We start from the raw sequence: 20,447 nt of genomic DNA on the forward strand, positions 1-20,447 counted from the left end.
AGTGCTTGAAATCGGCGGCGGCGCCCCGTAACCGCTCGCCTCCCAATGAAGTCCCTCATCATCGCCGAGAAGCCGTCCGTGGCTGCTGACATCGCCCGCGCTCTCGGCAAAGTTCCCAAGCACGGCGACCACTACGAGAACGACGAATACGTCATCTCCTCCGCCGTCGGCCACGTCGTGGAACTCCAGATGCCCGAGGACATCGACAAGAAGAAATACGGTTTCTGGCGCCTCGAGACGCTCCCGATCATTCCGGAGAAATTCGAGCTGAAGCCGATCGAGAGCTCCAAGGATCGCTATAATCTCCTCAAGAAGCTCATCGCCCGGAAGGACATCAAAGAAGTCATCAACGCCTGCGACGCGGGCCGCGAGGGCGAACTCATTTTCAAGAACCTCGCGCTGCTCGCGAAGAACAAGCACCCCGTGAAGCGCCTCTGGCTCTCGTCGATGACCAACGAGGGCATTCGCGAGGCGTTCCTGCACCTGCGCGACGACGCGGAGATGCAAGGCCTGGCCGATGCGGCGCGCTGCCGCAGCGAGAGCGACTGGCTCATCGGTATCAACGGCACGCGCGCCATCACCAAGCGCATGTTCGGCTCGCGCGCCGGCAACGTCGCGTCCGTCGGCCGCGTGCAGACGCCCACCCTCGCGCTCGTCTACGCGCGCGAGCTCGAGATCCGTAATTTCAAGCCGCGCGGCTACTGGCGCGTGACGGCGAAGTTCGGCATCGCGAAGGGCGAATACGAAGGCACCTACCAGCGCCCGGATTTCAAGAAGAGCGACGACGAACACGACCGCATCGATCGCCTTTGGGAGAAAGCCAAGGCCGAGGCGATCGTCGCTGCCTGCGCCGGCCAGCCGCTCGCCGCCGTTTCCGAGGAAAAGAAGGCCAGCTCGCAGATCGCCCCGCGCCTCTACGACCTCACGACCCTCCAGCGCGAGGCGAACGGCCGTTACGGTTTTCCGGCCAAGCGCACGCTGCAGATCGCGCAGGCGCTCTACGAAAAGCACAAGATGATCACCTACCCCCGCACGGACTCGCGGGCGCTGCCGGAGGATTATCTGCCCGTCGTGCGACGCACGCTCCAGAACTTACACGGTGCCCTCGCGCCGCACGCGCACAAGGCGCTCGAACAGGGTTACGTCCAGTTCAACAAGCGCATTTTCAATAACGCGCAAGTCTCCGACCACTTCGCCATCATCCCGACCGAGCACGAGGCGAAGCACCTCGACGAGGCCGAAGCGAAAATCTTCGACATGATCGCGCGGCGCTTCGTCTCAGCGTTCTTCCCTGCGGCGGAGTTCGACGTCACCACACGCACGAGCACGGTCGCCGGTCATAATTTCAAGACCGAGGGCAAGGTCCTCACCGTCCCCGGCTGGCTCGAAGTCTATGGCAAGAGCACGGTCGACGAGGATTCACCGGACTCGAAGGCGCTGCCCGCGATGTCCGCCGACGACGCCGGCAAAGCCAAGACTCTCTCCACCGAACTGCACGAGGAAGCCACCCGCCCGCCGCCGCGCTACACGGAAGCCACGCTGCTTTCGGCGATGGAAACAGCCGGCAAGCTTGTCGACGACGACGAACTCGCCGAGGCGATGAAGGAACGCGGCCTCGGCACGCCCGCGACGCGCGCCGACACGATCGACGGCCTCATCTATCAGAAGTATCTCGACCGCAATCAGCGCGAACTCGTCCCGAGTGCCAAGGCCGAGCAGCTGATCCAGTTTCTCAGCGCCGTGAAGGCCGAGGATATCACCTCGCCCGCGATGACCGGCGAGTGGGAGTTCAACCTCCGCCAGATGGAGCACGGAAAATTCCCGCGCGAGAAATTCATGGCCGAGATCGTCAAGGAGACGAAGGGCATCGTCGAACGCGTGAAGGGTTTCGAGGAAGACGACTCGATCGCGCGCGAGACCGACATCCCCTCGCCCACCGACGGCAAGCCCCTGCGCGAGACGCTCCGCGGCTACAAGTCGCAGGACGGCGAACTCATGATCTACAAGGTCATCGGCGGTCGCCGCATGGAGGAGCACGAGGTCAAGGAACTCGTCTCCACCGGCAAAGTCGGTCCGCTCGACGGCTTCATTTCCGCGAAGACACGCAACCGTTTCTCCGCGCTCCTCAAGCTCAACCAAGTCGAGGAAGAGGAGAAAGACGGCACGAAGACCAAGAAGTGGAAGACCGAGTTCGATTTCGGCGACAAGGCCGACATCAGCGGCCTCACGCCGTTCTGGACGCATCCAGAAACCGGCGCCGAGCTCTGCGAAAACGGCAGCAGCTTCATCCTCCGCGAGCGTGATCCCGCGGCGGAGGGCGGTTGGAAGCAGACGTTCCGCCTCGGCCGCATCCTCTGTCAGAAGCCGATCACGCACGAAATGGCGATCGACCTCATCTCGAAGGGCAAGACCGGCCTCATCCAAGGCTTCATCTCGAAAAAAGGCCGTCCGTTCGATGCGTTCCTCAAACACGAAGGCGCGCGCATCGCGTGGGAATTCCCGCCGCGCGCCCCGAAGCTCGACAAGGACGGCAAGCCCATCGAGCGCAAAGCCCGCGCCAAGGTCGACCTCTCGAAGGCCGCCGTCCTCGGCAAGAGCCCCGCGCACGACGGCGGCGAGTTGGTCGAGCTCGGCGAGGCCTACTACGTGCGCAAGCCCGAGCAGGACAACCGCCAGGTCTTCAAACTCGCGAAGAAACTCTGCGAGCACGACATCGCGCCTGCGGTTGTCCAGAAGCTCCTCGCCGACGGCAAGAGCGACCTCATCGAGGGCTTCGTGTCAAAACGCGGCAACAAGTTCAGCGCCTACCTCGTGCTCTCCGCGAAGAAGGACAAGGCCGAGTTCGAGTTCCCACCACGGTAGATTGTTCACCTCGTAGCGAAGTTCGTCAGCACTTCGCCAGGAAACACCTCTCCGTCGTAGCGGAATTAGTCGGAATTTCGCCGCGCCCGCCCGCGGCGGCAAAGCCCCGCCGCTCCCGCTCGCTTCGACGCGAGACTGCGTCCGGCGCGTGCGCCGCGCCCTCTCCTCACGTCACCTTTCCCCTCGCGCCTCGACTGAAACCGTGGCGTAGTGGCGCACCTCTCCCGCCATGCGCACGCTGCTTCGCCTGTCTGTCATTGTCTTTGCCCTCGTTGCCGCCACTAGTGTTTTCTACGCCTTTCAGCAGCAGAAAGCGCTGAAACTAGCCCGCAACGCCGCCGAGTCGCTCGAGAAGGAACGCAACGATCTCCGCAAGAAACTCTGGGACGCCGACAAACGCCGCGGCGAACTCGAAGCGCAGCTCCGCAATCGTCGCGGCGGCCCGGGATCTGACGGCGAGCCTGGCCCCGGCGATGGCTCGGTCGAAAATGCCGCGGTCGACGCCACGATCCGTTTCGCGCGCGAAGCCGAAGGCGGCCCGTTCGGCCGGTTCATGGCCATGATGGACAATCCCGAAATCCAGCGCCTGATGGCCCAACAGCAACGCGGCGCGCTCGACTCCCGCTACGCCACGCTGTTCAAAAACCTCAACCTCACGCCCGCGCAGCTCGAGCAGTTCAAAAACCTCCTCGTCGAGAAACGCACGTCCGTCGCCGACGTGATGGCCGCCGCCCGCTCGCAAGGCCTGACCGGCCGCGACAACCGCGACGAACTCCGCGCGCTCGTGCAGAACGCGCAGAACGAAGTCGACAACAACATCCGCGCCACGATCGGCGACGCCGCGTTCGCGCAGTATCAGAACTTCGAGCAGACCCAGCCGCAGCGCACCGTCGTTTCCCAGCTCCAGCAGCGCCTGAGCTACACCGACGCGCCGCTCACCGACGCGCAATCGGAACAGCTCGTGCAGCTCCTCGCCACCACGACCGAACAAAAAAATCCGAGCGCCGGCGGCGTTCGCACTCCCGCAGGCCGCCTCGGCTTCGGCGGCAACGGCGGTGCGCAAATCACCGACAACGCCCTCCAACAGTCCGCCACGGTCCTGTCCGCCAGCCAGCAACAGGCGCTGCAACAGCTCCAAGCCGAGCAACAGGCGCAGGCGCAGCTCGCCAAGCTCATGCGCGAGCAGTTCCAGCGGCGCGGCGGCCCCGGCACGAGCACCGGCACAGGCGCACCCTCCACAACCACGCCCGCGCAGATTCCCACGCCGCCGCGGGGCTGACACAAACTTACAGCTTGTCGCTGTTTCGCGCGGAGAGTTAAATCTTGGGCTCTCTCCCCCGTTATGATCGTCACAACCGCCCAGCTCTTCAAACACGCCTACGGCAAATACGCCATCGGCGCCTACAACATCAACAACGCGGAGCAGGCCATGGGCCTGTTCAAGGGCTGCATCAGCTCGAAGGCCCCCTTCATCATCCAAATCTCGAAGGGCGCCCGCAAATACACCGACAAGAAGATGCTCGAGGCGATCATCCGCTCGGCGGACGAGATCTTCCCCGAGGCGATCTTCGCGGTGCACCTGGACCACGGTGACGAGGAGACCTGCTACGATTGCATCAACTCGGGCTTCTACAGCTCCGTGATGATCGACGCCTCGCACGATCCGTTCGAGAAGAACGTCGCGATCACCAAGCGCGTCGTCGACGCGGCCCACGCCAAGGGCATCTCCGTCGAAGCCGAACTCGGCATGCTCGGCGGCGTCGAGGAAGACATCAAGGTCGAGGACGGCCACGCCACTCTCACCAACCCGGCCGAGGCCGAGGACTTCGTCAAGAAGACCGGTTGCGACTCCCTCGCCTGCGCCATCGGCACCTCGCACGGCGCCTTCAAGTTCAAGGGCAAGCAATCCCTCCACTTCGACGTGCTCGAGAAGATCAAGGCCCGCATGCCCGGCTTCCCGCTCGTCATGCACGGTAGCTCCAGCGTGCCGAAGGACGAAGTCGACCGCATCAACGCCGCCGGCGGCACCATCAAGGACTCGATGGGCGTCGACGTGAACGAGTATCTCCCCGCCGCCAAGCTCGGCGTCACCAAGATCAACATCGACACCGACGGCCGCCTCGTCTGGACGCGCGTGCACCGCGAGTTCTTCCGCGACAAGCCCGCCGAGTTCGACTTCCGCCCGCCGGGCAAGATCTTCATCGAGGAATACGCGAAGTTCATCGCCTCGCGCAACGTGCTGCTCGGCTCCGCCGGCCAGCTCGACGCCCTCCGCCAGAGCCTCGGCAAGTAAGCGCGCACATCGCGCTCGCCGCCTCCTTCCGACGCCGCCTCGCCCGAGGCGGCGTTTTTTTGCTGCCCTTTCCGCGGGTGCGCAATTCGGACTTCCCCTCGTGTGCTACATTCGCTCTATCGCGTCTGTGCCAGTCGTTTTCCGTATCGCTCTACTGCATTTCATCTGCTGCGCGGCGATGGCGGCCGCTCCGGAGAAAATCGTCAACTTACCCGACTTCCCCGTTCGGGCGCCGACGGCACCGATCGTTAAAGTAGAGGTGCCGCTCCGCTTGCACGTGGCCCGCTACGGTGCCGCGCTCGTGGCAGACGGCAGATATATCTATGTCGTCGGCGGCGCCAACACGCACGGGCAGAGCATTGGCGAGATCGAGCGCCTCGACCTTGAACGCAACACCTCCGAGATCGTAGCCCGATTAGCCATCCCTCGACGCAATCACGCCGTCGCGATCTCGAATGGACAGCTCTACGTGGTCGGCGGCTACCGCGGCAGTTCCATTCGTTCCTCCCGTGTGTTCGAGGATTCCATGGAGATTGTCGATCTCGCGAGTGGAACGAGCCGATTCGGTCCACCGCTTCCCACGGCGAAGGCCAATTTCGGATGCGTCGCGATCGGCAGTCGGCTTTACGTCTTCGGCGGTGCCAAGGTCCGCAACGGCCATATCGTGGACACCAACTCGGTTGAAGTCTTCGATCTGAATCAGAATCGCTGGAGCGTCGGCATGACAATGCCCACCGCACGCGAGTGTGCCGCCACCGTCGTCACCGGTTTCGCGATTGTGGCCGGCGGAACCCGTTCCCGGCGAGAGTTGCGAGACGTCGAGGTCTACATTCCCACCGAGAATATCTGGCGCATCCTGCCACCGCTGCACCGGGCGACCAGCACGACCTCCGCAACACTCGCCGATCACTACCTCCTGTTGTTCGGCGAAACGGACTTGATCGCCTATGATCTGAAGACCAAACGCTCGGAACCTTACGCCCTCGACTATCAGGCCGCCCGTGGCTCGACGGCGATCGCTCACAACGGTCGCATCTACGTGGTGGGTGGACAAACCTCAGGGGAGCTGAATCTCGACGATTTCCAGGTCACATCTCCCACTGTTGATCTCGGACCAAATCCGAGCCCCGCGGAGGATTACGAACAGTTCATCGATGCTCGCCAACGACTCAACCTCGCTGCCACGCGGGTTCAGCCTCCCCCTGGAACAGAACTCGCTGAACGCAATTTCAGCATCGGCGACACTGCCCTGGCCACCACCATCGGCAGCTTGGACTTTTCTGGCACCAAAGACTACGGCGCACTCGACGCCGTTCAGGTCTTCGCCATTCGCCGCGCGGCGAGCACGCCGCCGCGATGATCGCCGGTCCGCTTTCGCCGAAGCGAGACCTTCTCGTCGGCAAGTAAGCGCTCGTCATCCCTGCGGCCGGCCGTGAGCCTAAATCGAGTCCGCATGAACCTCGTCTTCCTCCACGGCGCGCCCGCCACCGGCAAATACACCGTCGGCCGCGAGCTCGCTGCGCTCACGGGCTACGAGCTGTTTCACAACCACATCGTGGTCGACGCGGTGCTGCGCCGCCACGCCTTCGGGACGCCGGAATTCATCGCCGAGCGCGATGCCGGCTGGCGCGGGCACCTCGAGCTCGCGGTCGATCGCCGACCGCCCGGACTGATTTCCACCTTCAATCCCGAGAACACCGTCCCCGCGGCGTTCATCGACTGGCTCTTTCACGAGCTCGGCACGCGCGAGGGCGTCGTGCTGCACTCCGTCAAACTCCACGCCAGCGAGGCGCAGATCGCCGACCGGCTCGGTTCGGCGCAACGGCGGCAATTTCACAAGCTCACCGATGTCCGGCTCTACGCACAACTGCGCGCCGACGGCGCCTTCGATCAGCCGAAAATCCCGCGCACCGATCTGCGCATCGACACCGGGCGGATGACCGCCCCCGACGCCGCGCGACGGATCGTGGAACATTTCCATCTCCTCACGGCGTGATGAACGATTTCGCCGTCCGCTTGAACGACTACGCCGACGCCATCGTGCGCGTCGGCGTCAATCTCCAACCCGGCCAGAAGCTGCTCGTCACCGATCCTTACGACCAACAGGGCGTCGCCCGCAGCGCCGAAGTGCTGGTCGAAGCCGTTCAGCGCGCCGCAACCGGAACAGGCGGCGGCGTGGAAGTGCTCTGGAGCCCCAGCACGCAAATCCGCGCGATGGCCGAGGCCGACCAGCGCGGCACCTTCGACCGGCTCGTGGAACAGAACACGTCACGGCTCGCGCATCATCTCCGCCGCGGCGGCGCCTTCCTCTTTCTCACCGGCAGCCAGCCGCGACTGATGGAGGGCGTGCCGGCGGCCAACCTCGCCGCCCAGCACGAGATCACTTGGCGCCACTTCGGGCCGATCGTGCAACAGCTCGTCCGCGGCGCCGCGCAGTGGTGCATCGCTCCCGCCCCTTCGCCGAGCTGGGCTGCGCTGACCTTCGCCGACCTGCCGAGCGAACAACGCCTCGCTGCACTGTGGCGCTGCGTCTTCGACAGCGCGCGCGCGACCGGTGACGGTCGCGCCACCGACTATTGGAACGAGCACCTCGACCGCCTGGTCGCGACGGCCGACAAACTGAACGCCGCGCGCCGCACCGTCGTGCACTTCACTGGCGCAGGCACCGATCTCATCCTCAAGCTCCCGCCCCAACACCACTGGTGCACGGCCGCGCAGCACACAAAACGCGGCGTGCGCCACGTCATTAACCTGCCGACCGAGGAGATTTTCACTGCCCCCGATTGTCGCAGTGCGAATGGCCGCATCCGCGTCGCTCGCCCGGTTTGTCACGCCGGCACCACGATCGAAGGCATCGAACTCGAGTTCCGCGCCGGACGCGTTGTCGCGTCCGCTGCTCGCACGAACGCCGATCTGCTCCGCGAGCTCCTCGCCACCGACGAGGGCGCCGTGCGGCTCGGCGAGGTGGCATTGCTCGCTGCTGAACTCGGCGCGCCGCCCCCGTCCTGGCCCGCCACGCGCGCGGTGTTTCACCATCCCCTGCTCGACGAAAACGCGGCCAACCACATCGCGCTCGGCGAGGCGTATCCGTTCTGTCACCGCGGTTGGTGGAAGCGCGCCGTGAATCGCAGCCTTGTGCACGTCGACCTGCCGCTCGACGCCCGCGCGGAGCTCAGTTAAGGAACCGCGCGCCGCCCTTCCCTGTCCATCGCGTCCCGTGCCGGACTCCCCCCCCAGCCCCGCCAACGATCCCGACTTGCTCCTGCGCGCCAGCGCCGGCGACCAAGCGGCGTTCGGCCAGCTCATGCGCGCGCACTACGAGCCGGTTTTCCGGACGGTATTCGGCATTTTGCGGAATGAACACGACGCGCGCGACGTCACACAGGAGGTGTGGGTCAAGGTCTGGCAGGAATTGCCGCGCTTCCGCGGCGACGCGAAGTTCACGACCTGGGTCCACCCCATCGCCGTGCGCAAATCCCTCGATCATCTCCGCAAGCGCCGCCGCTGGTTCGACCGGTTCCTGCCGTTCGCCAGCGCGGGCGAAGACGCACCGCCCGAGGCCGTGATGGTCGCGGAGCCATCGACCGAGACCACCGCCCGCGACGAGGCCGAGGGTGGCGAGCGCCGCGAGCAACTCCAGCGCGCCCTCGACGCACTGCCGCCCAAACACCGCGCCGTCCTCACGCTCCGCGAAGTGCAAGGCCTCAGCTACGAGGAAATCGCGCAGGCAATGGAGCTGCCCATCGGCACCGTCATGTCGCGCCTCTATCACGCACGGAAAATGCTCGCCCAGAAACTGAAACCTTCCCGATGAAAACCAACCGTCTCACATTCATCCTGCTGCTCCTGTTCGGTCTGGCGCTGACCCCGGCGGTGCGCTCCCAAGCCGCGGAGCGCGTGCGGTTGCACGCGTTCCTCATCACAGCCTCGCAGGAACGCGACGGGAAGAGCGACCCTCGCCTTGCGAACTACGAGCCCACGCTGCGCCGCCTGATGCGTTTCGAATCCTTCGAATACCAAGGCAGTGACCGCGGCGAAATCGGCCCGAAGGAGACGGTGACGCTGCTGGTCGGCCAAGGCCACGAACTCACCCTCGAAGCGGGCGAGAATCCCCACCAGCTGCGTGTGCGCTGGTCGGCGAACATCGGCGAAAAGACCCTCATCAACACCGGCATCACTTTCCGGCGCCCCGGCGTGCCCGCCGTGCTCGGCGGTCCACCCACAGGTCGCGTCCCCGGAGAGGTTTATGCGGTTTTCATTGTGGCGGAGTAAGGACGCCGCGGAAATTTGAATAAGCCCGCTAAGGCACGCGTCACATGAGCAACCCAACACGGGAACAACCCATGAAGACCAAACTCACTGCTCTTGCTCTCGCGCTCGTGACCTTTTCCGCCTTCGCCGCTCCGCAGACCGCCAAAGCCAACGACACCGGCGCAGTCCTCGGCGGATTCATCGGCGGCGTGATCGTCGGCAGCGTCCTCGCCGACAACCACCGCGGCCCCGACACCGTCGTCGTTCAAGCCGGCTATCGCGACGGTCACCGTTACGACGCGCCGCGCGGTTACTGGCGCGACGTTCACACCCGCGTCTGGGTGGCGGGCTTCTGGACGATGGAGCGCGACCATTGGGGCCGCCCCTATCGCCGCTACGTCGAGGGCCATTACGAAATCCGCACCGAGCGCGTGTGGGTCGCCTACAACGATCGCGGCTACCGCCGCTGGTAATTTTTGAAGCAATGAACTGTCGCAGCGCCCAATCCCTGCTGCTCACCGAAAACGACGGCGTGCTTACTCCGGCTCAGCACGCCGAGCTGGCTTCGCACCTCGCGTCGTGCGCGGCGTGCCGCGCCTACCGCGCCGAGCTCGCAGCCGCCTTGGAGACGCTGCGGGCCGATGTGCAGGCCGCGCCCTTGCCGGACATCGACGCCGAATGGCGTGCGGTGCAGGCCAAGATCGATGCCACGCGCAGCGCCTCCGCACCGCGCCGTGAAAAACGACGGCTCGCACCGGTCGTTTGGATTTCCGCTCCCCTCGCCGCGGCCGCCGCCGTGGCGCTGACGCTCTTCGTCGGTCGCCCGGTGCCGAGCGACGAACTCGCGAACGCCAGCGGCGCGGAATTCGCCGCGCGCGTCGACTACGTCGATGTCGCCGATCCAAGCGCGACTCCGATTGTCTATTCGGACAAAGAGAGCGGCTGGCTCGTCGTCTGGGCCGAGAGCGCCGATACGGGCCACACCTCGGGTTGAGTTGCCCTAGAGCTTCTTCCGGAAACTCAGTTGGGTCTTCGTGACGGCGTATCCCAGTCGCTCGTAGAAACGGCGCGCGTCGAGCCGCACTTGATTGGAACGCACGCCCATGAGCGCCAGGCCTCGCCCGCGCGCCCATTGCTCGGCCGCACCGACCAAGACCGTGCCGACGCCACGCCCCCTTTCCGCCGCCGTGACCACCAATCCGACGATCTCGCCGCGCGGTTCCGATTCCAGCAGGTTGGTCGCCTGGACTTGCAACCAGCCGACCACACCGCCGGTTCGCGCCGCGACGAAAACCGCCTGCGCATCGTCACTGAGAATACGCGCGAGCCGCTCGCCCACTTCCTCGGTCGTGCCGGTATAGCCAAGCTCGCGAACGAGCCCGCACAACGCCGGCACGTCGGCTACGACAGCCGATCGAACGATGATCGGCGTGTCGCCTACGGCAGCCACGGGAACTGCTCGGCCTTCGGCTTCCGCTTCTCCTTTTGCGCGGTCATGAATTCCTTCGCCTCTTCAGTCATGTAGTAGAGCATCGTCGCGTTGCCTGCGAGTTCCTGCACGCCGCTCTGGCCATCGAGTTCGGCGTTGAAAGCCGACTTCAGGCAACGGATCGCGAGCGGGCTGCGTTGGAGGATATCCCGGGCCCACGCAACGCCCTCCGCCTCGAGCTCGGCGACCGGCACGACCTTGTTGACGAGTCCCATCGCGAGCGCCTCCTGGGCGTTGTATTGGCGACAGAGGAACCAGATTTCGCGGGCCTTCTTCTGTCCGACCATGCGCGCGAGGTAACTGGAGCCGAAGCCGCCGTCGAAGCTGCCCATCTTGGGGCCGACCTGGCCGAAGATGCCGTTGTCCGCGGCGATGGTGAGATCGCACATCACGTGAAGCACGTGGCCGCCGCCGATGGCGTAACCCGCCACGAGCGCGATGACGACCTTGGGCATCGAACGGATGAGTTTCTGCACCTCGAGAATGTTCAGGCGCGGCACGCCTTTCGCGTCGATGTAGCCACCGTGGCCGCGCACCGACTGGTCGCCGCCGGCGCAGAAGGCGTATTTGCCGTCTTTGGCCGGGCCGGCGCCGGTGAGGAGCACGACGCCGATCTTCTGGTCCTCGCGTGCGTCGAGCAGCGCTTCATGCAGCTCGAACACCGTCTGCGGACGGAACGCATTGCGCTTCTCGGGCCGGTTGATCGTGATTTTGGCGATGCCGTCGGCCTTCTGGTAGATGATGTCCTCGTAGTTTTTGGCGGTTTTCCAGGCGGGAATCATGTCTCCACCGTCCGCGAAAACAGCTGAGCGGCAAACGTTTTCGCGGGTGCGTCTATTTTTTACCAACGCGCGTCAAGCGGTAACTCCTCGGCGCAGAAAACGGCTGGCGGGGCGCGGGGTGTTGCCCAACAGTCGCCCGTTCAATGCAAGCAGAAGGGAAAGGCCATGTTGCTGCGGCAGGTGCGGGACTGACGCTGGGCGCGCTCGGCGTCGTGTTCGGCGATATCGGCACGAGCCCGCTGTATGCGTTGCGCGAGTGCCTGAACTACCTGCCGCCGGTCGATCGCGCGCAAGGCGTGCTCGGTGCGCTTTCGCTGGTCTTCTGGGCCATGGTGCTCGTGGTGATCGTGAAGTATCTCGTGTTCGTGACGCGCGCCGACAACCGCGGCGAGGGCGGCATCTTCGCCCTGCTCGCACTCGGTCACGGCCAGCGGCAGCGCAGCAAAATGGGCGTGATGACCGTGCTCATCCTGCTCGGCGCCGCGCTGCTTTACGGCGACGGCATCATCACGCCGGCGATTTCGGTTATGGGCGCGGTGGAAGGCATCAACACGTTCACGCCGGGCTTCGCCGGCTGGGTGCCGTTCCTGTCGGCGATCGTTTTGGGCGGACTTTTTGCAGTGCAATACAAAGGCACGAAGAGCATCGGACGCATCTTTGGTCCGGCGATGTTGATCTGGTTCATCGTGCTCGGACTGCTCGGCATCTGGCATGTGATCGAGAATCCGGCGGTCTTTGTCGCCCTCGACCCACGCCTCGGCATCCGGTTGCTGCTGTCGCACCCGCAGGAATCCGCCGGTTTGCTCGGCTCGGTGGTGCTGGCAATCACCGGTGCCGAGGCGCTCTACGCGGATATGGGCCACTTCGGTCGGCGCCACATCGCGCGGGCGTGGTATTTCTGCGCCTTCCCCGGACTGGTGCTGAATTACTTCGGGCAAGGCGCACGCGCCCTCGCCCACCCCGACGACACCACGCACACGTTCTTCGCGCTCGTGCCGGAGGGCGCGCCACGCCTCGCGCTCACGCTGCTTTCGATCGTCGCGGCCATCATCGCGAGCCAGGCGATGATCTCCGGCGTGTTCTCGCTCACGCGCCAGGCGATCCAGCTGGGCTATTTTCCGCGGTTGATGATCAACTACACCAACCCCGACCAATCCGGCCAAATCTACCTGCCGCTCGTGAACGGCCTCCTCGCCGCCGGTTCGATCTACGTCGTGCTCGCGTTCCGCTCCAGCGAACGCCTCGCCGCCGCCTACGGCATCGCGGTCACGGGCACGATGGTCGTGACGACGCTGGCCTTCTACGCCGTCCTGCGACTGAACTGGAAATGGCCCGTGTGGCGCGCCGTCCTCCTCTGCGCGTTTTTCCTCGCGATCGACGTCCCGTTGTTCGCCTCGAATCTCCACAAATTCGCCGACGGCGGCTGGTTTCCCGTGCTCATCGCACTCGGCGTGATCGCGGTCATGCACACCTGGAAGACCGGCAAGGAGGAGATCTTCCGCCGTATCTACGCCAATGGTGTCACGGAGGACGAGCTCCGCTCCATCGCCCGCAGCGAGCACATCACGCGTGTGCGTGGCGCCGGCGTTTTCATGGCGGGCAACCCCACCGGCACGCCGCTGGTGCTGCTGCACCATCTCAAGGCCAACAAGGTTCTCCACGAGACCGTCGTCCTGTTGAGCATCGTCACCGAGGAAGTGCCGCACATCCCCGACCACGAACGTCTCACCGTCGCCGAAATCGGCCACGGCGTCTGGCGCGCCGTCGGCCGCTACGGCTACATGGAGTCTCCCGACGTCTCCCGCCTCATGGAGCAGGTCAAGACCGGCGGCGTGCCGATCAAGCTCAACGAGGCCACTTACTACTTCAACCGCGAGATGATCATCACGGGTGGCGAGTCGCGCATGTGGCATTGGGAAAAACGCCTCTACGCGCTCCTCAGCCGCAACGCCCGCCAGGCGCGCGACTACTATCGCCTGCCACCGATGCAGATCATCGAGGTCGGCATGCCCATCCAGCTCTGAGCGGCAACGCGCGCCACGGCGCGCAAAGTGGCGGGCGCGTCCAGCTCCCGCTACTCTCCCCCGTGGTTGCGGCAAACGCGCCGACTCACAGCACCAAGAACGAAAACGCCACGATCAGCGTCGGCACGAGCGCACCGAGGAGCAGCCCGAGCGGCGACACGCCTTCCGGAAAATACCGCTGCAGGATCGATTGGCCCGCGGGATTCGGGGCATTCGCGATGACCGTCAGGCCGCCGCCCGTCACCGCACCGGCCACGACGGCGAATTTCAATTCCTCCGTGAATCCCGGCACCAGTGTCGCGAGATACGTGATGAGGGCGTTGTCGTTGAACGCCGTCAGAATCGTCGCCCCGACGAAGAGCGGCAGCTCGCCGAGGCTGCCCAGCACCGGCTGAATCCACCACGCCTGCAATCCGCCATGGACGACCAGGCCCGCGAGGAAGAAACCGACCAGCAGCGGCCCGCGCAAATCGAGCCGGCTCTGGTGGTGCGCCGTCGCCTGCGCGAACGCGAGGTAGAACAGGAAGCCGCCGATGAACAGCGCCGGGTGATGCGCCATCCAGACCGTGAAACCGAGAAAAACGAGATGCACCGCCGTCACCCACGCCGGCACCGGCTCGCCATCCGCTCCCGCATCGGCGGCGGGTTTCAGCGCGAGCAGTTCGCGGCGGAACACGAGGAAATAGACGGCGTTCGACAGCACGATACCCATGATCGCATGCCAGCCGAAATGCGTGAACATGTAAGCCATGTTCCATTGCCAGGCCGCCGCCACCATCAGCACCGGCGGCGCCGCGAAATGCGTCAGCGTGCCGCCGATGGAGACGTTCACGAACAACAGGCCGAGCGTGGCGTATTTCAGCCGCCCACTGGGATTCAACGCGTAGAATTGCTTGCCCAGCAGCAAGGCCGCGATGGTCATCGCCGCCGGCTCCGTGATGAACGAGCCGAGCAGCGGCGCCACGGTGAGAATCGAAAGCCACCACGCCACCGGCCGGCCGCGCCCGAGCGAGGCGACAAGCCGCAGCGTCTGCTCCGCCAGCCGCAACACGGGCCGTGTCGACGCGAGCGTCATGATGATGACCACGAACAGCGCCTCGGTGTAGTTCACCGTGTTGCTCAAATAGTGGATGCCAGTGTCGAGCCCCTTGAACCACACGATCGCGCCCAACAAGACTACGACCCAGAAACCGAAAATCGCCTCCACCTCGCCGAGGAAATGCAGGATCTGTCCCCAGAAACTCACCTCGTCCGGCAGACCGTCATCGTCGCGGTCGGCGAGCGGCGTGCGCGCCGCTTTCCTTTCCAGGCTCGCCGCATGGCGCTCCTCCAGCACGTGCGCCCAGTGCCGGATCTTGGCGCTGGCGAAGGTGTGCAGGACCGCCAGGACGAAGATGACCGTCGCCACGACGTTGAAAGGCTCCGCAACCGCGCGCGCCTTGACCACTGCCCACGCCGACGCACCCGGCATGGACGCATAGCTCTCGATCGCCCGCGGGAACGCCTCCATGGGCGCATCGGCGGCGGCGAAAAGCGAACCGGCCGCGAGCAACGCGGCGAGGAATCCAAAGCGAATCAAACGGGAAATCACGCGAGCAAGGGGACGATATCGTCGAGGCGGTAGGCGAAGCGGTGCGCGCCTGCCTTCACAGCGGCACGTTCGGCATAGCGCCCAAAGCCCACGAAAACGTCAACCTCATCGCGCATCTCCAGGTCGCTCGCGCCGTCGCCGATCGCGATCACGCGGCCCGGCCGCAATTCCGCGCGCAGGCGGCGCACCACCTCGGGCTTGCCGCCCTTGCGCGACGCCGGGTGCGGCGTGAAGCCCGCGTAGTGCCCCGCCGCGTCGAACTGAAGTTCCACCGCCTCGATGCGATCGATGCCGAGGAAATCCGCCAGCGGGCGGATCGCCTGCACGAAGCCGCCGCTGATGATCAGCGGCGTCCAGCCGGCCGCCTTCGCCGCCGCCACGGTCGCCGCGGCCGTCGGCTCGATCTCGCGCAGATAGAGCGCCGCGACGCGCGCGACGTCGGATTGCGCCGGGCGGATCAGTTCGAGGCGCTGGCCGAAAATCTGCTCGAGCGGGATGCGGCCTTCCATCGCGTCGCGCGTCATCCGCTCGCTCTGGCGAAAGCATTCCTCGCCGCGCAGGCGGGCGAATTCATCCACGCCTTCGATGGCGCTGAGCGTGGAATCGCAGTCGAAGCAGAGGAGTTTCACGTCGGACACGCGCCGACCAAAACACCCGGCGCGCGCCGCGCCCACTCTTTTCCGTGTCCCATGCCGCCCGAATCCGGCCAAAGAAAAAGCCCTCCACGACGGGAGGGCTGCGGGAAAGTCGCTTCGCGCGCGCTTATTTCTTCGCGGCGCCGCGCTTGAACTTCGAGGTGAACTTCTCGACGCGGCCGGCGGTGTCGACGAGGCGCTTCTCGCCGGTGTAGGCGGGATGCGAGTCCATCGTGACGTCGCGGACGATGACGAAGTAGTCCTCGCCGTCGATCTTCTCGGTGCGGGCGGACTTCATCGTGGACTTGGTGAGGAAACGCTTGCCCGTGCCGATATCGAGGAAGCAAACGTTGTTCAAAGCGGGATGGCCTTGGGCTTTCATGGCAGGAAATTCAGGTTAATCAGCCCTGGCGCGCCTTGTAGCGCGGGTCGGTCTTGTTGATGACGTAGATGCGGCCCTTGCGGCGGACGACTTGGCAGTCCGGGTGACGCGTCTTGGCGGATTTGATGGAGGAAACGACTTTCATAAAAGCGATAGAAGAAGAGAGTCGCGTCGGGGGGTGTCAAAGGAAATCTCCGGCCGGCGACGGTCACCGCGGAAATTCCGCAAGAACCTGCGCCTAAACACGTCGCCGGGCGGCACTTTTGCCTCCCGGCACGCCGCGAGTCGCTCGCGGCCGGACGGCGAAATCAGCCGAAAACCCGCCGCAGCTCCTCGATCGCGCTCTCCGGCATCGGCACGAGCCGGCCGATGGGCCGCGCGAGCAGCAAGGCCTCGGCGGTGGCTTCGAGCACCTCCAACCGATCGAACGCCTCGAGCAAGGTCCGTCCGACCACGAGCACTCCCTCGTTGGTGATGAGCACGGCGGGGGCCTCCTCGAGCGAAATCCGGCCCGCGATTTCCGCAGCGTCCTCCACCAAACGAAGAAACGGCAGCCGCAAAACCTGTCGCAACACGACCGCGCTTTCGGGGATCGTATTCGGATTCAACGGCGCATCGGTCAGGCAGAACGCCGACGCGTGGATCGGTTGCGCATTGATGATCGCTCCGACTTTCGGGTGCCGCGCGTAGATTTCCGCGTGGAGCCGCACTGCGCGGCTCGGCGTTTGGCCGGCCGTGGCGGCGCCGTTCTCGACGCGCACCAAGCCGGGCGCCTCCAACTCGAGGCGATCACGCCGGCGCGGCGTAATGACGAAGGCATCGCCTTGCACGCGGGCCGAGAACGCGCCCGCCGTGCTGATCAGCAGACGCTGCGCGTAGGCGCGCTGGACATAGCGACAGATGTCTCCGCGCAACTGCAATTCGGTCGTGCCCGGCACGTGCGGCGGGAGCGCCGCGAGTTCCGGAACCGTATCGCGACCGAGCGCCGATGCCGGGGCGACCAATCGCGGCCCGAGGCCGCTGGCGCGCACGAGCGTTTGCGCGAGGAATTCCAGCGTCTCGAAGCGCTGAAAGGCGTCCTGCAAATCGGAGCCACCGACCACGACGCCGTGGTTTTCGAGCAGGACGGACGCCGCGCCGGTCGCGAACGCCGCCGCGATGTTGTCGCCGAGCTGTTGCGTGCCCGGGCACGCGTAGGGCGCGAACACGATTTTTCCGCACACGTCGAAAACGTGCGTCTGCACGCGCGTGTCCGGCAGCTCACGGCAGATGGAAAACGCCACGAGCGCGCCGGGATGCGCATGCACGATCGCCTTCAGGTCCGGACGGCGGCGGTAGATTTCGGCATGAAACGGCAACTCCGATGACGGCGGATGGAGACCTTCGACGGTGCCGTCCGGGCGCACGCGCACGATGTCGCCCGGAGTCAGGTTGCCCTTGTCGACCCGCGACGGCGTGATCCAGATGCTGCCATCTTCGTCGCGGATCGAGAGATTGCCTCCCGAAGTGGTCGTCATGCGCAGGCGATAGATGCGCGCCATCGTCGCTACGAGTTGTTCCCGAGGATGCAGCCAGCTGGAGTTCATAATTGGAGAAAGTCGGACAAACGGACGGAACGCGCACTGCGCGCGGCCGATGCAAGCGAGTAATGCCCCACCCTTCCGCGCATCGCGAGCTCGGCGCCGCTTGACGGTTCGATGCTTTTGGCGGCGCGGTCTTGGGCCTATCCGAACGCGAAGGCCGGACTCAAATCCCGAGCACCTTCCTCCGGTGGTGCTCGTCGGCGCGACCTGCTATGCGCGCGACCTGCTCGGGCGAAAGATACTTTACCGCACCGATGCTGGCGGCACCGATGAGGATGCGCGCCGCTTTCTCCGCCATGAGCGTCGCGGCTTGGACGGCTGCCGCAGTCGGCCCGATGGCGATGAGGCCGTGGTTTTCGAGCAGAATGACGCGCGGCAGCTGCCCGTGTTTTTCCCGAAACGCGAGCGTCTCGCACCGGATCGCCCGCGCGAGCGCGAGCCCCGGATCCGTGTAGGGCACGAAGACGCTCGCTGTCCCGCAGCACACAATCTCGTCCGGGAAGAGGCGGTTCGCCGCGAATGCACGCGCATGCTCGGAACACAGCACGCCGTTCACCGCGATCGGATGCGTGTGCCCGACGAAGTTCACGCCCGGCAAACTGAGCAGCCACGCGTGGAAAACCGCCTCGACCGACGGCTTTTTGCCCTGTGGCTGCCGCCGCGAGCGCAGCAAGACCGTTTCGACTTCCGCATCACCGGCCGAGGTGTCGTCGAGCAACGCCACGAGCGGCGCGGCATCGCACGTCGTGACGTCTGCCTCCGCGAGCGTGGCCAGCGTGCTGCCGCTGGCCTTCACCAGAAAATCTCCGCTCTCGAGCCGGCACGAAGTATTGCCCTCGCCGAGGATGGCGAGCTGTCGCTCGGGAGCGCCGAGTTCCCGGGAAAGACCGAGCAGCGTGGAGAGGCTCATGGTCAGAACGCGGAACCGTCGGCTTTCGTGCCGCAGAGCGAGACCTCGACGCCGAGATCGGCAGCGAGCGCCGCCTTCGTATAGAGCGCGAGATCGGCGGCGGCGGCGGAGTCGGCGTAGGCGACTTGAATGTGGTTGGCCTTGTGGCGCGCCATCATGCGATCGCGATCGATGCCGTAGGTGACCGCGTGCATGATCGGCCATTGATAGGTGGTTTCCTTCCAGCGGCGCTCGGTCTCCGCCTCGGGCAACGCGATGACCTTCGCGCGGCCGAGGTCCAGCTTGAGTTTGCCTTTCTCGATGAAGAAACGGCTCCAGACAATCTCGCCCGGCTTCGCGACGCCACGCAGCGTGCCGCCGCCGAGGCGGAAATACATCGCCGGCTGGCGATGCGAATCGCTGCCCGCCCAGCCGCCGACGTGATGCGCGGGCGGAGCGCTGCCGGAGATGAGAAACACCCAGACGTATTCGTCGGTGGTGCCGGAGCGGTCGAAGTCGCCCCAGCGCAGATCGTGCAACGTGTTCTCGACCGGCTGGCCGAGCGCGCGGTGCACGCGATAGGTCAGCAATCCGTCGAGGCCGGCGCATTCGTCGACTTCGTTGAAATGCGGAATCGGCTCGCCGTCGCGGATGATGCTGCCGTCGGCACGACGCACCGGCGGGCGGTCGGCGTTGTTCAAGGTGCCTTCGACGAGGTCGGAGGCCGGCAACAGGTCCTTCAGTCCCTGCTGGTATTGGATGCCGATCGTGTCGCAGCCGAACTCGTCGGCGATGCGCACGGCGGCGATGTAGGTCTTGCACTGCCAGAGCACCTGCCGGCGCGTGAGATCGGTCTCCTCGTCCGGGCCGAAGTGAAACTTCAAGCCGCGCTTCACATACCAATCGAAAACCTCCTGCGCCTCCTTGTCCGAAACCTGCGTGGCGCCGTAGTAGAGCGCGGACTGCGACAGGCGCTCCTTGAAGACGCCGGTCGGAAACAGGAGCTCGTCCGGGATGATGGCGTTGAACATGCCCATGCAACCCTCATCGAACACGCCCATGATGCTCTTTTTCGTCCGCAGCTCCTGCGCGAGTCCGCGGGCGAGCTGCCGCGCCCGGGCCGGCACGCGGCAGCGTGCGAGGGAGCGCACATGATTCGTGCGATGCGCGACCTTGCCGGTCTTCAGCCAGCGCTCGAGACCACTGAGGAACTTGGCGTCATCGAAGTTCTCGCTCCACAACGTCGAGTAGGCGACGCCCGCCTTCGTCAGCGAGCCGTTCAAGTTGAGCATGCCGACCAGGCCCGGCCACGTGCCCGACCAGTTCGCCACGGTGAGAATCGGTCCGCGATGCGAGACGAGTCCTGGCAGGAGATGATGCGAATACTGCCAGACGGACTCGGCGACGATCAGCGGCTTCTGCGGGTCGATCTGGGCAAACACCGCCAGACCTTCCTTCTGCGAGCCAATGAAACCGTGCTTGCGCGCCGCATCATACGGATGCGCTCGCTCCAGCTTGTAACCGAAACGCTTCAACGCAGCGGCGAGCTGCGCTTCCATGGCCGCTTGCGCGGGCCAGCACTTTTCGTTCGCGGATTGACGCAGGTCGCCGTTCGCGACGAGCAGGACGGTCTTCGACGAGGATTTTTTCATGGGGAGAATGGAGA

The 20,447-nt window shown here is 65.2% G+C and carries 20 protein-coding genes; 11 read left to right on the forward strand and 9 right to left on the reverse strand.

From position 1 onward, the window contains the following. Positions 1-45: 45 nt before the first annotated feature. From KF715_02480 to KF715_02525, 10 genes are all read left to right on the forward strand, one after another. Positions 46-2,862, forward strand: coding sequence for a DNA topoisomerase 3 (locus tag KF715_02480; protein MBX3735530.1), 2,817 nt, complete (start codon positions 46-48; stop codon positions 2,860-2,862). Positions 2,863-3,091: 229 nt separating this feature from the next. Continuing rightward, positions 3,092-4,141 (forward strand): hypothetical protein, encoded by a 1,050-nt coding sequence (locus KF715_02485; GenBank protein ID MBX3735531.1) that lies wholly within the window; start codon positions 3,092-3,094, stop codon positions 4,139-4,141. A 63-nt stretch (positions 4,142-4,204) separates the two neighbouring features. Further along, a complete protein-coding gene (locus KF715_02490; protein MBX3735532.1) occupies positions 4,205-5,155 on the forward strand; it encodes a ketose-bisphosphate aldolase in 951 nt (316 codons plus the stop codon). 127 nt (positions 5,156-5,282) lie between these two features. Further along, on the forward strand, positions 5,283-6,515 hold the full coding sequence (locus KF715_02495; GenBank protein ID MBX3735533.1) for a hypothetical protein: 1,233 nt from the start codon (positions 5,283-5,285) through the stop codon (positions 6,513-6,515). A 93-nt stretch (positions 6,516-6,608) separates the two neighbouring features. Then, positions 6,609-7,151, forward strand: coding sequence for a hypothetical protein (locus tag KF715_02500; GenBank protein MBX3735534.1), 543 nt, complete (start codon positions 6,609-6,611; stop codon positions 7,149-7,151). Then, on the forward strand, positions 7,151-8,335 hold the full coding sequence (locus KF715_02505; protein MBX3735535.1) for an aminopeptidase: 1,185 nt from the start codon (positions 7,151-7,153) through the stop codon (positions 8,333-8,335). Before KF715_02500 ends, KF715_02505 begins: the two co-directional genes overlap by 1 nt. A gap of 37 nt (positions 8,336-8,372) precedes the next feature. Further along, on the forward strand, positions 8,373-8,969 hold the full coding sequence (locus KF715_02510; GenBank protein MBX3735536.1) for a sigma-70 family RNA polymerase sigma factor: 597 nt from the start codon (positions 8,373-8,375) through the stop codon (positions 8,967-8,969). Then, positions 8,966-9,427: a hypothetical protein gene (locus tag KF715_02515; GenBank protein ID MBX3735537.1), complete on the forward strand. Its 462-nt coding sequence runs from the start codon at positions 8,966-8,968 to the stop codon at positions 9,425-9,427. Before KF715_02510 ends, KF715_02515 begins: the two co-directional genes overlap by 4 nt. 71 nt (positions 9,428-9,498) lie before the next feature. Next, positions 9,499-9,879, forward strand: a complete 381-nt coding sequence (locus KF715_02520; GenBank protein ID MBX3735538.1) for a hypothetical protein — start codon at positions 9,499-9,501, stop codon at positions 9,877-9,879. Positions 9,880-9,890: 11 nt separating this feature from the next. Further along, on the forward strand, positions 9,891-10,400 hold the full coding sequence (locus tag KF715_02525; protein MBX3735539.1) for a zf-HC2 domain-containing protein: 510 nt from the start codon (positions 9,891-9,893) through the stop codon (positions 10,398-10,400). A gap of 6 nt (positions 10,401-10,406) precedes the next feature. Here the strand turns inward: KF715_02525 and KF715_02530 are convergent, their stop codons facing one another. Continuing rightward, entirely contained in the window at positions 10,407-10,856 is a 450-nt protein-coding gene (locus KF715_02530) for a GNAT family N-acetyltransferase (protein ID MBX3735540.1), read from the reverse strand. Continuing rightward, positions 10,844-11,677 (reverse strand): 1,4-dihydroxy-2-naphthoyl-CoA synthase, encoded by an 834-nt coding sequence (gene menB / locus KF715_02535; GenBank protein ID MBX3735541.1) that lies wholly within the window; start codon positions 11,675-11,677, stop codon positions 10,844-10,846. Before menB ends, KF715_02530 begins: the two co-directional genes overlap by 13 nt. 143 nt (positions 11,678-11,820) lie before the next feature. Between menB and KF715_02540 the strand changes: the two genes are divergently transcribed. Continuing rightward, positions 11,821-13,701, forward strand: coding sequence for a KUP/HAK/KT family potassium transporter (locus KF715_02540; protein ID MBX3735542.1), 1,881 nt, complete (start codon positions 11,821-11,823; stop codon positions 13,699-13,701). An 85-nt stretch (positions 13,702-13,786) separates the two neighbouring features. On the opposite strand, the gene KF715_02545 is transcribed toward KF715_02540, so the two are convergent. The 7 genes from KF715_02545 to KF715_02575 all read right to left on the reverse strand — a co-directional run bounded on the left by KF715_02545 (position 13,787) and on the right by KF715_02575 (position 20,433). Then, the gene (locus KF715_02545; protein ID MBX3735543.1) at positions 13,787-15,211 is read right to left on the reverse strand and encodes a putative Na+/H+ antiporter; all 1,425 of its coding nucleotides are present in this window, start codon (positions 15,209-15,211) and stop codon (positions 13,787-13,789) included. A 77-nt stretch (positions 15,212-15,288) separates the two neighbouring features. Beyond that, entirely contained in the window at positions 15,289-15,930 is a 642-nt protein-coding gene (locus KF715_02550) for an HAD-IB family phosphatase (protein ID MBX3735544.1), read from the reverse strand. 124 nt (positions 15,931-16,054) lie between these two features. Continuing rightward, entirely contained in the window at positions 16,055-16,309 is a 255-nt protein-coding gene (locus tag KF715_02555) for a type B 50S ribosomal protein L31 (protein MBX3735545.1), read from the reverse strand. Between the two features lie 19 nt (positions 16,310-16,328). Then, positions 16,329-16,454, reverse strand: coding sequence for a type B 50S ribosomal protein L36 (ykgO, locus tag KF715_02560; GenBank protein MBX3735546.1), 126 nt, complete (start codon positions 16,452-16,454; stop codon positions 16,329-16,331). A gap of 163 nt (positions 16,455-16,617) precedes the next feature. After that, positions 16,618-17,895: a class II aldolase/adducin family protein gene (locus KF715_02565; GenBank protein MBX3735547.1), complete on the reverse strand. Its 1,278-nt coding sequence runs from the start codon at positions 17,893-17,895 to the stop codon at positions 16,618-16,620. A gap of 160 nt (positions 17,896-18,055) precedes the next feature. Continuing rightward, positions 18,056-18,802, reverse strand: coding sequence for a class II aldolase/adducin family protein (locus KF715_02570; protein MBX3735548.1), 747 nt, complete (start codon positions 18,800-18,802; stop codon positions 18,056-18,058). 2 nt (positions 18,803-18,804) lie between these two features. Next, on the reverse strand, positions 18,805-20,433 hold the full coding sequence (locus tag KF715_02575) for a fucose isomerase (GenBank protein ID MBX3735549.1): 1,629 nt from the start codon (positions 20,431-20,433) through the stop codon (positions 18,805-18,807). Positions 20,434-20,447: the final 14 nt, after the last annotated feature.

This window comes from Candidatus Didemnitutus sp., from assembly GCA_019634575.1.
Lineage (GTDB): Bacteria > Verrucomicrobiota > Verrucomicrobiia > Opitutales > Opitutaceae > Didemnitutus.

Excerpts from the sequence above, each read along its gene's own strand:
- KF715_02480 (MBX3735530.1), top strand. The coding sequence starts at position 46 with ATGAAGTCCCTCATCATCGCCGAGAAGCCGTCCGTGGCTGCTGACATC.
- KF715_02485 (MBX3735531.1), top strand. The coding sequence starts at position 3,092 with ATGCGCACGCTGCTTCGCCTGTCTGTCATTGTCTTTGCCCTCGTTGCC.
- KF715_02490 (MBX3735532.1), top strand. The coding sequence starts at position 4,205 with ATGATCGTCACAACCGCCCAGCTCTTCAAACACGCCTACGGCAAATAC.
- KF715_02500 (MBX3735534.1), top strand. The coding sequence starts at position 6,609 with ATGAACCTCGTCTTCCTCCACGGCGCGCCCGCCACCGGCAAATACACC.
- KF715_02505 (MBX3735535.1), top strand. The coding sequence starts at position 7,151 with ATGAACGATTTCGCCGTCCGCTTGAACGACTACGCCGACGCCATCGTG.
- KF715_02515 (MBX3735537.1), top strand. The coding sequence starts at position 8,966 with ATGAAAACCAACCGTCTCACATTCATCCTGCTGCTCCTGTTCGGTCTG.
- KF715_02520 (MBX3735538.1), top strand. The coding sequence starts at position 9,499 with ATGAAGACCAAACTCACTGCTCTTGCTCTCGCGCTCGTGACCTTTTCC.
- KF715_02525 (MBX3735539.1), top strand. The coding sequence starts at position 9,891 with ATGAACTGTCGCAGCGCCCAATCCCTGCTGCTCACCGAAAACGACGGC.
- menB (MBX3735541.1), bottom strand. The coding sequence starts at position 11,677 with ATGATTCCCGCCTGGAAAACCGCCAAAAACTACGAGGACATCATCTAC.
- KF715_02540 (MBX3735542.1), top strand. The coding sequence starts at position 11,821 with ATGCAAGCAGAAGGGAAAGGCCATGTTGCTGCGGCAGGTGCGGGACTG.
- KF715_02545 (MBX3735543.1), bottom strand. The coding sequence starts at position 15,211 with ATGGAGGCGTTCCCGCGGGCGATCGAGAGCTATGCGTCCATGCCGGGT.
- KF715_02555 (MBX3735545.1), bottom strand. The coding sequence starts at position 16,309 with ATGAAAGCCCAAGGCCATCCCGCTTTGAACAACGTTTGCTTCCTCGAT.
- ykgO (MBX3735546.1), bottom strand. The coding sequence starts at position 16,454 with ATGAAAGTCGTTTCCTCCATCAAATCCGCCAAGACGCGTCACCCGGAC.
- KF715_02565 (MBX3735547.1), bottom strand. The coding sequence starts at position 17,895 with ATGAACTCCAGCTGGCTGCATCCTCGGGAACAACTCGTAGCGACGATG.
- KF715_02570 (MBX3735548.1), bottom strand. The coding sequence starts at position 18,802 with ATGAGCCTCTCCACGCTGCTCGGTCTTTCCCGGGAACTCGGCGCTCCC.
- KF715_02575 (MBX3735549.1), bottom strand. The coding sequence starts at position 20,433 with ATGAAAAAATCCTCGTCGAAGACCGTCCTGCTCGTCGCGAACGGCGAC.